The sequence below is a fragment of the Paraburkholderia sp. DD10 genome (assembly GCF_049177125.1).
Classification (GTDB): Bacteria; Pseudomonadota; Gammaproteobacteria; order Burkholderiales; family Burkholderiaceae; genus Paraburkholderia; species Paraburkholderia terricola.
Genome location: NZ_CP185393.1, coordinates 77326 through 91184 on the forward strand (window position 1 = coordinate 77326; position 13859 = coordinate 91184).

9 protein-coding genes are annotated in these 13859 nt (G+C 65.7%); 5 read left to right on the plus strand and 4 right to left on the minus strand.

The window, feature by feature from the left end:
* Positions 1-26: 26 nt before the first annotated feature.
* Entirely contained in the window at positions 27-3653 is a 3627-nt protein-coding gene (gene uca, locus ACOCG7_RS15720; protein WP_114161972.1) for an urea carboxylase, read from the plus strand.
* Between the two features lie 25 nt (positions 3654-3678).
* Positions 3679-5490, plus strand: coding sequence for an allophanate hydrolase (atzF, locus tag ACOCG7_RS15725; protein WP_114161973.1), 1812 nt, complete (start codon positions 3679-3681; stop codon positions 5488-5490).
* A gap of 34 nt (positions 5491-5524) precedes the next feature.
* Here the strand turns inward: atzF and galE are convergent, their stop codons facing one another.
* The 4 genes from galE to ACOCG7_RS15745 all read right to left on the minus strand — a co-directional run bounded on the left by galE (position 5525) and on the right by ACOCG7_RS15745 (position 9864).
* Complete coding sequence (galE, locus tag ACOCG7_RS15730; protein WP_114161974.1) at positions 5525-6547, minus strand: UDP-glucose 4-epimerase GalE; 1023 nt, start codon at positions 6545-6547, stop codon at positions 5525-5527.
* 12 nt (positions 6548-6559) lie between these two features.
* Positions 6560-7708: a glycosyltransferase family 4 protein gene (locus tag ACOCG7_RS15735; protein WP_073431669.1), complete on the minus strand. Its 1149-nt coding sequence runs from the start codon at positions 7706-7708 to the stop codon at positions 6560-6562.
* A 69-nt stretch (positions 7709-7777) separates the two neighbouring features.
* Positions 7778-8605, minus strand: coding sequence for a glycosyltransferase (locus ACOCG7_RS15740; RefSeq protein ID WP_244744539.1), 828 nt, complete (start codon positions 8603-8605; stop codon positions 7778-7780).
* Positions 8602-9864 (minus strand): oligosaccharide flippase family protein, encoded by a 1263-nt coding sequence (locus ACOCG7_RS15745; RefSeq protein ID WP_114161976.1) that lies wholly within the window; start codon positions 9862-9864, stop codon positions 8602-8604. The genes ACOCG7_RS15740 and ACOCG7_RS15745 overlap by 4 nt, the downstream gene beginning before the upstream one ends.
* Before the next feature lie 292 nt (positions 9865-10156).
* Here ACOCG7_RS15745 and ACOCG7_RS15750 point away from each other — a divergent pair, with 292 nt between their 5' ends.
* The 3 genes from ACOCG7_RS15750 (at position 10157) to ACOCG7_RS15760 (ending at position 13795) form a co-directional block, all read left to right on the plus strand.
* Positions 10157-11551 carry a phosphomannomutase/phosphoglucomutase gene (locus tag ACOCG7_RS15750; protein WP_114161977.1) on the plus strand — a complete coding sequence of 465 codons (1395 nt, stop codon included), beginning with the start codon at positions 10157-10159 and terminating at the stop codon, positions 11549-11551.
* 369 nt (positions 11552-11920) lie between these two features.
* Complete coding sequence (waaC, locus tag ACOCG7_RS15755) at positions 11921-12862, plus strand: lipopolysaccharide heptosyltransferase I (RefSeq protein WP_244220005.1); 942 nt, start codon at positions 11921-11923, stop codon at positions 12860-12862.
* A gap of 48 nt (positions 12863-12910) precedes the next feature.
* On the plus strand, positions 12911-13795 hold the full coding sequence (locus ACOCG7_RS15760; RefSeq protein WP_083085761.1) for a Kdo hydroxylase family protein: 885 nt from the start codon (positions 12911-12913) through the stop codon (positions 13793-13795).
* Positions 13796-13859: the final 64 nt, after the last annotated feature.

A 13859-nucleotide genomic window follows, 5' to 3' on the forward strand; every position in this document is an offset into this window, starting at 1 on the left:
GACCCGCCGATGAATCCAGTCATCTCATGTTCGAGAAAATCCTGATCGCCAATCGCGGCGCCATTGCGTGCCGCATTCTCAGAACGCTGCGTGAACTCGAGGTAACCGGGGTCGCCGTGTATGCCGAAGCGGATCGCGCGAGCCTGCACGTGAGCGAGGCGCCCATCGCGCACGCGCTCGGCGACGGTCCCGCGTCGGCCACCTATCTCGACATCGACAAGATCCTCGACATCGCGCGCCGCGAGGGCGTTCAGGCGATTCATCCGGGCTACGGGTTTCTCTCGGAGAACGCGGCTTTTGGCGAAGCATGCGAAGCGGCGGGCATCGCGTTCATCGGACCGACGCCCGAGCAGTTGCGCGCGTTCGGCCTCAAGCACACGGCCCGCGCCATCGCCGCAAAAGAGCGGGTACCGATGCTGGAGGGCACCGGCCTGCTCGACGACCTGCGCGCCGCACTCGCGGCGGCCGCGGCGATCGGTTATCCGGTGATGCTCAAAAGCACGGCGGGCGGGGGCGGGATCGGCATGCGGGTGTGCTGGAACGCCGACGAACTCGGCGCGCATTTCGACGCGGTCAAGCGCCTCGGTCAGAACAATTTCAGCGACGCCGGCGTGTTCCTCGAAAAATACATCGAGCGGGCGCGGCATCTGGAAGTGCAGGTATTCGGCGACGGCCGCGGCGACGTGATCGCGCTCGGCGTGCGCGACTGCTCGGTGCAGCGGCGCAACCAGAAAGTACTGGAGGAGACGCCTGCTCCCGGTTTGCCGGACGGCATGTCGCAAGCCTTGTGCGAGGCCGCGATCAAGCTCGCGAAAGCGGTGCGTTACCGCTCCGCCGGCACGGTGGAATTCGTCTACGACAGCCTCGCGCGGCAATTCTATTTTCTCGAAGTGAATACGCGCCTGCAGGTCGAGCATGGCGTGACCGAACAGGTGTGGGGCGTGGACCTGGTGCGCTGGATGATCGAACTGGCGGCCGGCACGCTCGCGCCGTTGCACGAACTCGCGGCGGGTCTGGAGCCGCGCGGTCACGCGATTCAGGCGCGGCTCTATGCCGAGGATCCGGGCCGCGACTTCAAGCCGAGTCCGGGCCTGCTGACCGACGTTGCGTTTCCTCCGGCCGAGGGCCGCGCGCTGCGCATCGATACGTGGATCGATGCGGGTTGCGAAGTGCCGCCATATTTCGATCCGCTGCTGGCGAAGCTGATCGCCTGGGCGGCGACGCGCGACCAGGCCCGCCACGCGCTCGCCGACGCCTTGGGGAACACGCGCCTCTATGGCATCGAGACGAACCGCGACTACCTGCGCCAGATTCTCGACGACCGGCCCTTCGCGTCCGGCGAGCCGTGGACGCGCTGCCTCGAAGGGCTCGCCTATCGGGCGAGCACGGTCGAAGTCGTCAGCGGCGGCCGGCAGACTACCGTGCAGGATCATCCGGGGCGGCTCGGCTATTGGGCCGTCGGCATTCCGCCGTCGGGTCCGATGGACGATCGCGCGTTGCGGCTCGGCAACCGGCTGCTGGGCAACGCCGCCGACGCCGCCGCGCTCGAAATCACGATGAGCGGACCGATCCTGCGTTTCAACACGGATGCGGTCGTCGCCGTGACGGGCGCGAGTTTGCCGCTGACGCTCGACGATATCGAACAGCCTTTGAACACCGCGCTGTTCGTCGCCGCCGGCTCGACGCTCGCGCTCGGCACGATACGCGGCGCGGGCGCGCGTGCGTATCTGTGCGTGCGCGGCGGCTTCGATGTCGCCGTGTATCTCGGCAGCCGCAGCACGTTCACGCTGGGCCAGTTCGGCGGCCACGGCGGCCGAGCGCTGCGCGCCGGCGACGTGCTGCATCTTCAGCCGTTGCGGGACAAGCGTGCGGGCGCTGCGCTCGCCCACGTCCCGGCGCTGGCGGCGGTGCGCACGCTGCGCGTGATCTATGGTCCGCACGGCGCGCCCGAATACTTCAGTCCGCGTTATATCGAACGGTTTTTCGACACCGAATGGGAGATCCATTTCAACTCCAGCCGCACCGGCGTACGCCTGATCGGACCGAAGCCGGAGTGGTCGCGCGAGGACGGCGGCGAGGCGGGCTTGCATCCGTCGAACATTCACGACAACCCGTATGCGGTCGGCGCCGTCGATTTCACCGGCGACATGCCGGTGATCCTCGGACCCGATGGTCCGAGCCTGGGCGGCTTCGTGTGTCCGGTGACGATCATCGAGGCCGATCTGTGGCAGATCGGCCAGTTGAAGGCGGGTGACAAGCTGCGCTTCGTGCCGGTCCAGATCGCCGAGGCGCGCGAGGCGATGCGCCGGCGCGAGCACGAACTGCGGACGCTCGAATGCGACGCACAAGCGGCGGAAGCGGCTGAAGCGACACAAGCGGCCACCACACCGCACGCGCCCCTCACGTCGCCGATCGTCCTCGATACCGGCGCGGATCGCGAGCGCCTCGTCGCGCGCGTGTCGGGCGATACGCATCTGCTGCTCGAAATCGGTCCCACCGAACTCGATCTCGTGCTGCGTTTCCGCGGTCATGCGCTGATGCAGTCGCTGCAAGCGCTGGCGTTGCCGGGCGTGATCGATCTGACGCCGGGTATCCGTTCGCTGCAGATTCACTATCGGCCCGACAGCCTGCCGCTCGCGCGCTTGCTCGCGATCGTCGAGCGTGCATGGCAGGACGTGCTGTTGCAGAAGGACTTGCGCGTGCCGTCGCGCATCGTGCATTTGCCGCTGTCGTGGGACGATCCCGCGTGCCGGCTCGCGATCGACAAATACATGACGACGGTGCGCAACGATGCGCCCTGGTGTCCGAGCAACCTCGAGTTCATCCGCCGCATCAACGACCTCGATTCGATCGACGCGGTCAAACGGATCGTCTTCGACGCCAGCTATCTGGTGATGGGTCTCGGCGACGTGTATCTCGGCGCGCCGGTCGCCACGCCGCTCGATCCGCGCCACCGGCTCGTGACGACCAAGTACAACCCCGCGCGCACGTGGACGGCGGAGAACTCGGTGGGAATCGGCGGCGCGTATCTGTGCGTGTACGGCATGGAGGGGCCGGGCGGCTATCAGTTCGTCGGCCGCACGCTGCAGATGTGGAACCGCTATCGCGACTTCGCGGATTTCGCGGGGCGGCCGTACCTGCTGCGCTTCTTCGACCAGATCCGTTTTTACGAAGTCAGCGCCGACGAACTGCTGCGCATCCGCGCGGATTTTCCGCTCGGCCGATACCCGCTGAAAATCGACGAGAGCATGCTGTCGCTGGCGGACTATCAAGCGTTTCTCGCGCGCGAAGCCGCCGGCATCCAGGACTTCCGCGCGCGTCAGCAAGCCGCGTTTCAGACCGAGCGCGAGCGTTGGCGCGAAGCCGGGACAACGGAAGCGTCCTTCGATGCGCCTATCGCCGAGGGCGCCGAACCGGCGCCGCTGAAAGACGGCGAAGTGGCGGTCGAGAGCGAGATCGCCGGCCGCCTGTGGCAGGTGAGAGCGGCGTCGGGCGACACCGTCGCGGCGGGCGACGTGCTGCTCGTGATCGAGTCGATGAAGATGGAGATTGCCGTGTGCGCGCCGTGTGCGGGAACCGTCGGCGAGATTCATGTGGCGCCCGGCTCGCCGGTGCGCGCGGGGCAGCGTGTCGCCGTCATCGAACGTATTTGAATTGGACCATTCGGGGAACCCACTCATGTCTTCATTCGATTTGCGCCTCTCCACGCTGCGCGCCGCCTACCGCGCGAAGACGCTCACGCCGCGCCAACTGATCGGCGATCTGCTGGCGAAAGCCGCGGCGCTCGATCCCGAGTTTCATCTGTTCATCCGCCTTCTGGACGACGCCGAACTCGCGCCCTACCTGGACTGGCTGGAGACCCAGCAGATCGATGCATTGCCGCTCTACGGCATTCCGTTCGCCATCAAGGACAACATCGATCTCGCCGGCATTCCGACCACGGCGGCGTGTCCGGCGTTTGCCTATACGCCGGCGGAATCGGCGACGCTGGTCGCGCAGTTGATCGCGCTGGGCGCCGTGCCGCTCGGCAAGACCAATCTCGACCAGTTCGCCACCGGCCTGAACGGCACGCGCTCGCCCTACGGCAAGTGCCGCAACAGCGTGCATCCCGACTATCCGTCGGGCGGATCGAGCGCGGGCTCGTCGCTGGCGGTCGCGCTGGGCCTCGCGAGCTTCGCGCTCGGCACCGACACCGCCGGCTCCGGCCGCGTGCCCGCGGGACTGAACAACCTCGTCGGACTGAAGGCGACCAGGGGATTGCTGTCGACGGCCGGCGTCGTGCCGGCCTGCCGCACGCTCGATTGCGTGACGTACTTCACGGCCACCGCGCACGAGGCCAGCGAACTGCTCGCGTTGACCGCGCGGCCCGATCCGCGCGATGCCTACAGCCGAAGGAATCCGCAGTGGAACGACGCACGCGCGTTCGGCACGCCGACGAAGTTCCGCTTCGGCGTGCCGTCGGCACTCTATTTCGCGGACTGCGCGGAAAGCCCCGCGCTGTTCGCAGCGGCGCGCGCGATACTCGAGGCGGCGGGCGGTGAAGCCGTCGACATCGACTTCGCACCTTTCGTCGAAGCGGCAAAACTGCTCTATGAAGGTCCGTGGGTCGCGGAGCGGTACAGCGTCGTAGGCGAGTTGCTGGAGGCCGACGCGGATGCCGTGCTGCCGGTCATTCGCGACGTGCTGGCGCGCGCGCCGGGCGCGAGCGCTGTCGAACTCTTTCGCGCGCAATACCGCCTGCAGGCGTTGAAGGCTGTCTGCGATGCCGCGCTCGAACCTTTGGACTTCGTGCTCACGCCGACGTATCCGCGGCCCGTCACGCTGGCGGAACTGGAGCGCGACCCGATCGGGCCGAACTCGCTGCTCGGCTACTACACGAACTTCATGAACCTGCTCGACTATGCGGCCGTCGCGACGCCGACCGCGTTCATGGCGAACGGTTTGCCGTGGGGCGTGACCGTGTTCGGCCGCGCGTTCACGGATCAGTATCTGTTGAGCGTGGCCGACACGTTGCAGCGCATGAGCGGTGTTGAATGCGTCGGGCACGGCAAGCCCGATACCGATACGAGCGAGCGCTCGGCGGCGCTCAACGATCGGGTGCGCGTCGCGGTGTGCGGCGCGCATATGCAGGGTTTGCCGCTCAATCGTGAACTGGTGTGCCGCGGCGCACGCCTGATAGCGGCGACGCACACAGCGCCGAATTACCGGTTGGCCGCGCTGGCGGCCACGCCGGGCGGTACGAGTCGGCCCGGTATGTGGCGAGTGTCGGACGGCGGCAGGGCGATCGCGGTGGAGGTCTGGGAGATGCCGAGCCTGGAGTTGGGTTCGTTCGTCGCCAGCATTCCCTCTCCGCTTGCGCTGGGGAAGGTTGAGCTGGCGAATGGCGAGTGGGTCACCGGCTTCGTGTGCGAAAGTTTCGGGGTGGACTCCGGGACCGACATCACCGGGTTCGGCGGTTGGCGCGCGTGGCTTGCCGGTGAGCGCGCATGACGCGTGCGTGGGCCGGCAAGCCGCTGCTGTCAGGTCACACGAAGCCGTTGGGATTCGACGACTGCCAGCGCCAATGGTCCGCGCACATCCGCTCGATGCCGAACTGCGCGCGCCAGCCGAGGATTTTCTCGGCCGCAGCCGGATCGGCGAAACACGAAGCCACGTCGCCGGGGCGGCGCGCGACGATCTCGTACGGCACCGGCTTGCCCGAGGCTTTTTCGAACGAGCGCACCACGTCCAGCACGCTATAGCCCTGGCCCGTGCCGAGATTCACCACGAAGCTCGCATCCTGGGTGACGAGCGCGTCGAGCGCGGCCAGATGCCCGCGTGCGAGGTCGACCACATGAATGTAGTCGCGCACGCCCGTGCCGTCCGGCGTTTCGTAATCGCCGCCGAACACGCGCAACTTCTCCAGCTTGCCGACCGCCACTTGCGCGACATAGGGCATCAGATTGTTCGGAATGCCGGCGGGGTCCTCGCCGATCAAGCCACTCTCGTGCGCGCCGACCGGATTGAAGTAGCGCAGCGTCGCGATCCGCCATGAGGGATCGGCCACTTCGAGATCGCGCAACACCTGCTCCGCGATCAGCTTCGACTGGCCATAAGGGTTGGTGGCCGACAGCGGAAACGATTCGTCGATCGGCGAGCTTTTCGGCACGCCGTACACCGTGGCCGACGAACTGAACACGAACTGCTTGACGTTGCGATCGCGCATCACGCCGAGCAAGGCCAGCAAACTGCCGACGTTGTTGCTGTAGTACTCGATCGGCTTCGCCACCGACTCGCCCACCGCCTTGAGCGCGGCGAAGTGAATCGCGCCCGTGATCGGATGCGCGTCGAAAATGCGGTTGAGCGCCGCTTCGTCGCGCGCGTCCGCTTCGTAAAAGCTCACCGCGCGGCCGGTGATCCGCTCCACGCGCCGCAGCGATTCGCGGTTGCTGTTCACGAGATTGTCGATTACCACGGCGTCGTAACCGCCGTTCAGCAGTTCGACACAGGTGTGCGAGCCGATGAAGCCCGCGCCGCCCGTTACCAGAATCGTGCCCTTCGTGGTCATTCTGTTGCTCCGTTAAAGTAAAACGCCCGTCATTTTTTGCACCAGGTCCTTGTACGTCTCGACGACCACGCGTTCGTCGAATTCTTCCGCGACTTTCTTGCGGCCGCGTTCAGCCATTGCGCGGCGCTCGGCGCCGCTCATGTCGAGCATCCGCGCGAGCCGCGCCGCGAGACTTTCCGCGTTGCGCACCTCGCACAGCAATCCGTTGACGCCGTCGGTCACCACTTCGCGGCAGCCCGGCACGTCGGTCGCGACGATGGGCCGGCCCATCGCCGATGCTTCCATCAGCGTGCGCGGCACGCCTTCGCGATACGACGGCAAGACGACGCAATCCGCCTCGGCGATGACAGGCCGCACGTCGTGCGCCTCGCCGAGATAGTCGATGATGCCTTCCTGTTGCCACGCCGCGACTTCGGCGTGCGTGATCGCGCTCGGATTGTCGACGCCCACCGGACCGAGCAGTTGGAACCGCGCGTGCGGATAACGTTCACGCAAGCGCCGCGCGGCTTCCACGTATTCGCCGACGCCCTTGTCCCACAACAGCCGGCCGATCAGCACGAACCGGAATTCGGCGCGCTCGGGCAAGGGCGTGAAGGCGAATTGCTCCAGATCGACGCCTTCCCCATGCAACAGCCGCGCACGCTCAGGATGCACCAACAAATTCTGCTCGACAAACGCTCTCTGATCGTCGCGATTCAAAAACCAGATTTCGCGCGGGAAACGGAACGCGAAACGATACAGCTTCTTGGCGACCTGGGCGGCGCGGCTGTGCTGGATGAATACGTAGCCGAGGCCGGTAGTCACCGCAACCGACTGCACGCCCGCGAGCTTCGCCGCGATCGAGCCGTAGATGTTCGGCTTGATCGTATAGTGAAACACCACGTGCGGGCGGATGGTCCGGTATTGCCGGTAGAGCGCGACCAGCGTGCGCAGGTCGTCGCGCGGATTGGTGCCTTTCGACGCCACCGGCAATTCGATGCAGCGGCAGCCCATTGCCGTGAGCAGCTCGAACGTGCGATCGCGCGGCGCGAGCACCGTCACGTCGACGCCGCGCCCCACCAGCATGCGAATCAGCCCTTGCCGATACGTATAGATTGCCCAGGCGGTGTTACACACGAGTGTAATGCGCAGCGCGGGCGTCGACTTCAGGACAGGCTTCATGCGGGAACGGGCTCGGCGGTGAATGGGACGGCGAATCGGGCGTTGAATGGAGAATGAATCGTTCACGGGCTAATGGCTCGCACGGGGCGCGAGCAAGCCGCGCTTGACCCGCTGCAACGCGCGGTAGGGCGTCACCAGATGCAGCAGATTCTTGGCGAGGCCGAGCCAGTCGTAGAAATTGGCGGCGTTGAAGTAACGCAGTTGCAGCCGCAATGTCGAGCTCACCTGGCGGCGCCTTCGGGTCGCGCTGATGCCGCCTTCGTTCAACTCGTAGTAAAGGCCGAGTTCCGGCAGGTTCGCGCAGTCATAGCGCTCCATCAGACGCACGAACAGATCGAGGTCCTCGGCGGCATGGTAGTCGGCGCGATAGTTGCCGACCGCGCGCACGGCGTCGATGCGCAGCATCATCGAAGGATGTGCGAGGCATGAGCGGAAGAAGCGCAAGCGCCGGATCGCGTTCGGTTCGGCGGGCGGCGTCAGCATGAAGAGCGGCTTGCCTTCGCGCGTGACGACTTGCGTCCACATGCCGAGGCCCGCCACGCGCGGATGCAGTTCCATGAACATGCGCTGCCTCGCGAGCCGTTGCGGCACGCTGCGGTCGCCCGCGTCGATGCGTGCCGCGTAGCGAAAGCCGCGCTGCGCGAGGGCGTCGATGCCGGTTTGCAACGCGCGCTCGATGCCGCCGTTGCGCGGCATGCGCAGCACCTCGATGTGCATGTTGGGGATCGCCGGCGCGACGATCGGCGGCGTGCTGCCGTCGTCGACGATCATCACGTGAATCGGCGCGCTCTCGCTGAACGAAGCCAGCGTGAGATCGACGTCGGCCTGGCCGTTGTAGGCGGGCATGAGCACCGCGACGTCGTCGAGCGAAACATGCGCGGCGGATGAATTCGTCATGGGCGCAATTTGAAACGAATGTAATAAAGATTAACCGACACGGCGGCCAGATAACCGGCGGCAAGTCCCACGAGCGGGCCGTAAGCCCCGAGCCGTGGGATCGCCAGCAGATTCACCACGAACGCGACGGCCAACGCCAGCAGCCATTTCGTGAGCAACACGAATTTGGCCTGATATTTGAGCACGATAAGATTGCTGACCGCCTCGATGCCGGCCGGCACCGAAAGCCACACGGCCCAGCGAAAAATCTCGATCGCGCCTTCGAAGCCCGGTCCGAACACGCGGCGGATGATGAACCCGGCCAGCAGATCGAGCACGAGCGCGCCGCTCACCATCAACACGGCGGTCAGCGCGCTCAGGCGCCACACGTTGCGGCGCAGTTGCGCGGCGTCCTGCACGCGGTAGATGAAGGCGGGCGCGATGGTCTGCGCGAGCATCAGCGCGAGCATGATCCAGTTTTCGTTCAACTGCTGCGCGGCGGAATAGCGCCCGAGGTCGGCGAACGAAATCGCGCGTTCGAGCATCAGCCGGTCGAGTTTCAGGAACAGATACATGCAGATGAGGCCCAGCCAGAACACCGTGCCCGCGCTCGCGAAATGCTTGAGAAGCGAGCGCTCGACATGCCAGCCGAGCTTGCCGCCATGCCGGCGCGCGTAGTAGATCAGCAGCACGGCGCCGATGGCCGCGGATTCGAGCGCCCACAGCCAGCCGAAGTGCGCGGGCGCCGTCGCCGTGCGCACCAGCAGGTAGACGAGCGCGGCTTTCAGCACCGCCGTGCTCATGCTGGTGAGCAACTGCGGCTTGCTGTACGTCATGCTTTGCAGCCACGCATTGATCACGCCGACGAAGGGCTCGCGAAACAGCATCGTCACCGCGAGACCGGCGAGCATCGCGCCGACGAGCGGCTCGAAGACGTGCAGCACGATGGCGAGCCAGGTGAGCAGCAAGGCTGCGGCCGAGACGTAAAAGCGCAGCGCGAAAGCGCTGCCGAGTACGGTGCCGAGTTGAGCGGGCGGGCGGTTGACGATGGTGGGCACCAGGATTTCGGCGCCGCATACCCAGGTGATGGGCGAGAGCACCAGCAGCAGCGTGTTCGCGTACTGCCATTTGCCGAAGGTGTCCGGGCCGAAGTAACGCGCCACCATGCCGCTGATCAGAATCGCCACGCCGATCTGCGTGAGCCGTTCGAGCCCGAGCCAGATGATATTGGTGAAGGCGCGCGTCACGTCGGGATTGGCGAAGCGCTTGAGCGTCAGCATCCGGTGAGCGCTCGCCGGTTCGCTTCTCCGCGGCGCCCGGATGGCGCGAGTTGCGCGCACGGTGCGGTGGCGATGCGCGTCGCTGCCCACCTGGCCGATCGTCGCGGCAACTTTACAAAGGGAGGGCGTCTAAGCATTAGAATGGCGCTACCAGGCTGGTCCGAAAAGCGCAATTATAAGTTGGAACCGGATCGCTTCCGGCAAGGGTGCATCGCCCGGTATGACAGCTAGTTTTACCGATCATTCGGCGATGTGCCGGTCAAAATTTTCCATTGCACGCAAGTGAGCCAACATGATCTCCAAATCCATTTTCAAGGCGTATGACATTCGCGGTGTGATCGGCAAGACGCTCGACGCCGACGCCGCGCGTTCGATCGGCCGCGCATTCGGCAGCGAAGTGCGCGCGCAAGGCGGCGACGCCGTGGTGGTCGCGCGTGACGGGCGCCTCTCGGGCCCCGAACTGATTCAGGCGCTGTCGGACGGTCTGCGTGCGGCCGGCGTCGACGTGGTCAATGTCGGCATGGTGCCCACGCCGGTCGGCTACTTCGCGGCCAGCGTGCCGTTGCAGCTCGACGGCGGCGAAGGCCGCGTCGATTCGTGCATCGTCGTGACGGGCAGCCATAATCCGCCCGACTACAACGGCTTCAAGATGGTGCTGCGCGGCGCGGCCATTTATGGCGAGCAGATCCTCGCGCTGCATCAGCGCATCGTCGACGAAAACTTTTCGGCGGGCAGCGGCACCTACACCGAGTACGACATCGAGGATGCTTACCTCGATCGCATCGCGAGCGACATCAAACTCACGCGGCCGATCAAGATCGTGGTCGACACGGGCAACGGCGTGGCCGGTGGTCTCGCTCCCAGGCTCTTCAAGAAGCTCGGCTGCGAACTGGTTGAACTGTTCACCGAGATCGACGGCAACTTCCCGAACCATCACCCCGACCCGGCTCACCCGGAAAACCTTCAGGACGTGATTCGCGCGCTGAAGGAAACCGACGCCGAAATCGGCTTCGCGTTCGACGGCGACGGCGACCGCCTGGGCGTGGTCACGAAAGACGGCCAGATCATCTATCCCGACCGTCAGCTCATGCTGTTCGCGGAAGAAGTGCTGTCGCGCAACAAGGGCGCGCAGATCATTTACGACGTGAAGTGCACGCGCAATCTCGCCAAGTGGGTGAAAGACAAGGGCGGCGAACCGCTGATGTGGAAAACCGGCCATTCGCTCGTCAAGGCGAAGCTGCGTGAAACCGGCGCGCCGCTGGCCGGCGAGATGAGCGGCCACGTGTTCTTCAAGGACCGCTGGTACGGTTTCGACGACGGCCTGTACACGGGCGCGCGTCTGCTGGAAATCCTCACGCGCGTGGCCGATCCGAGCCAGTTGCTGAACTCGCTGCCGAACTCGAACTCCACGCCGGAACTGCAACTGAAGCTGGAGGAAGGCGAGAACTTCGAACTGATCGCGCGCCTGCAGCAGAACGCGAAGTTCACCGGCGCGGACGACGTCGTGAAGATCGACGGCTTGCGTGTCGAGTATCCCGACGGCTTCGGCCTTGCGCGTTCGTCGAACACCACGCCGGTGGTGGTGATGCGCTTCGAAGCCGATAACGATGCGGCGCTCAGGCGCATCCAGGAAGACTTCCGTCGCGTGATCCTCGCGGAGAAGGCCGACGCGAAGCTGCCGTTCTGAACGCTGTGGCGGTTTCAAGGTAGCAAGCACGCAGCAAGCAGGCAGCAAAGAAGCAGCAAAGAAGCACAACCACGGCGGCGGCGCGGTTCGAACTGAACGCGCGGGCCGCCAGCCAACGCGGCGCGGGTTTCACTTACCGCGCCGCGTTTTTTCATGCCACTTACCTGTGACGCGCTAAAATTGCCGACCTCGTGAGAAAACGCCGGGCCGCCCCGCGGTTTCTCACCCCCTCGGGAGGCCTGGCGCGAAGCGGCAGGTTCGGGGGCTCTCTCAACGCATCTTCGGGCCGGATAACCGGTTTTCCCACTCTTGAGCGCGCAAAAGATTCTGATCGTGAGGGTGTCGTCATTGGGCGACGTCGTTCACAACATGCCGGTGATCGCCGACATCCGGCGCCGCCATCCCGAAGCCCAGATCGACTGGCTCGTCGAAGAAAGCTTCGTCGGCCTGGTCGAACTCGTCAGCGGCGTGCGGCGGGCGATTCCCGTGTCGCTGCGGCGCTGGCGCAAGCGCATCCTCTCGGCCGACAACTGGCGCGAGATCGGCGCGTTTCGCCGCGCGCTCGCCGCCGAGCACTACGATCTCGTGATCGACTGCCAGGGGCTCATCAAGACCGCGTGGGTCGCGAGCATGGCGCGCGGACCGTTGGTCGGCCTCGGCAATCGCACGGACGGCGCCGGCTTCGAATGGCCGGTGCGTTTCTTCTACGGCAAGCGCGTGCCGATCGAGCCGCGCACGCATGTGGTCGAACGCACGCGCCAACTGGTGGCCGCGGCGCTGAACGACCCGCCGCCGCAAGCCACCGACGAGATCGACTTCGGCATCGACACGCGCCGCGCGGCGCTGGCGTTGTCGGAGGCGAAGGTGAATCTGCCGGTGCCTTATGTGGTGTTCGTGCACGCCACCTCGCGCGCCGACAAGCAATGGCCCGATGCCGCGTGGATCGAGTTGGGGCAGTCGTTGGTGCGGCGCGGGGCGTCGATCGTGCTGCCCTGGGGCAGCGAGGCGGAGCGCGCGACGAGCGAGCGGCTCGCGAAGGAATTCGGCGCGGCGGCCATCGTGCCGCCGAAGCTGTCGTTGCCCGCGGTGGTCGGTCTGATCGAAGGCGCCGCGGCGACGGTCGGGGTTGATACAGGTCTGGTTCACATCGCGGCGGCGCTGAAGCGGCCGACAGTCGAGTTGTACAATTTCGCGACCGCGTGGCGCACCGGCGGCTACTGGTCGCCGAACGTCGTCAATCTCGGCACCGCCGGCAAGCCGCCCACGCTGCAAGAGGTCAAATCCGCGCTGGCCGGCTTCGGCCTGTTGTAAAGAACCGGCGCGCCTCGCCTTACGCTCCATCCGTTTTCAAGGGCGACCATGAACGAAACCCAGATCATCGAAGTAGCGAGCGCCGACTGGCACGCACGCAATCTGTCCGTGCCGCGCGAGACGCTGCTTGCCGGCGTCGAACGCGGCAAGGTGCTGTATTTCCCGAACCTGCGCTTTGCGATCGAAGGCGGCGAACAGGCGCTGCTCGACCCCGCGCTCGCCGACCCCAACCGCAAGAACATCAGCCTCGAACCGAACGGCGGCGCGCTGCACGGCGTGGCCGGCGACGCGGTCACGCAATCGGCGGTGCGCGCGCTGATCGCGCGTTATCAGGCCAATGCGCGCACGCTGGTCGATGGACTTTTTCCCGAATACAACGGCAAGCTGCGCGTCGCGCCGACGAGCTTGCGGCTGCATCAGGTCGAAACGCGCCAAACGTCATGGCGTAAGGACGATAGCCGCCTGCACGTGGATGCGTTCCCGTCGCGGCCCAACTACGGCGAGCGCATCTTGCGCGTCTTCACCAACATCAATCCGCATGGCGCGCCGCGCGTGTGGCGCGTGGGCGAACCGTTCGAGGACATGGCGAAGCGCTTTCTGCCGCGCATCAAGCCGCAAATGCCGGGCTCGGCATGGCTGCTGAATCTGCTGCATGTGACGAAATCGCCGCGCAGCGAATACGACCATCTGATGCTGAATCTGCACGACGGCATGAAGGCCGACCTCGACTATCAGAAGTCGAGTCCCCAGGAGACCATGCCGTTCCCGCCGGGCAGCGTGTGGATCTGTTTCTCGGACCAAACCTCGCACGCGGTGATGTCCGGCCAGTTCATGATGGAGCAGACTTTCTTCCTGCCGGTCAAGGCGATGGCGCAGCCCGAATGCGCGCCGCTCGGCATTCTCGAGCGCCTGAAGGGCAGGGCGCTGGTTTGAGCGCCGCTGTCCGTTGGCCGGTTTTGCGCGGCGTGTTCAGGCGCGCGCTCAGCAACGCGGAGCC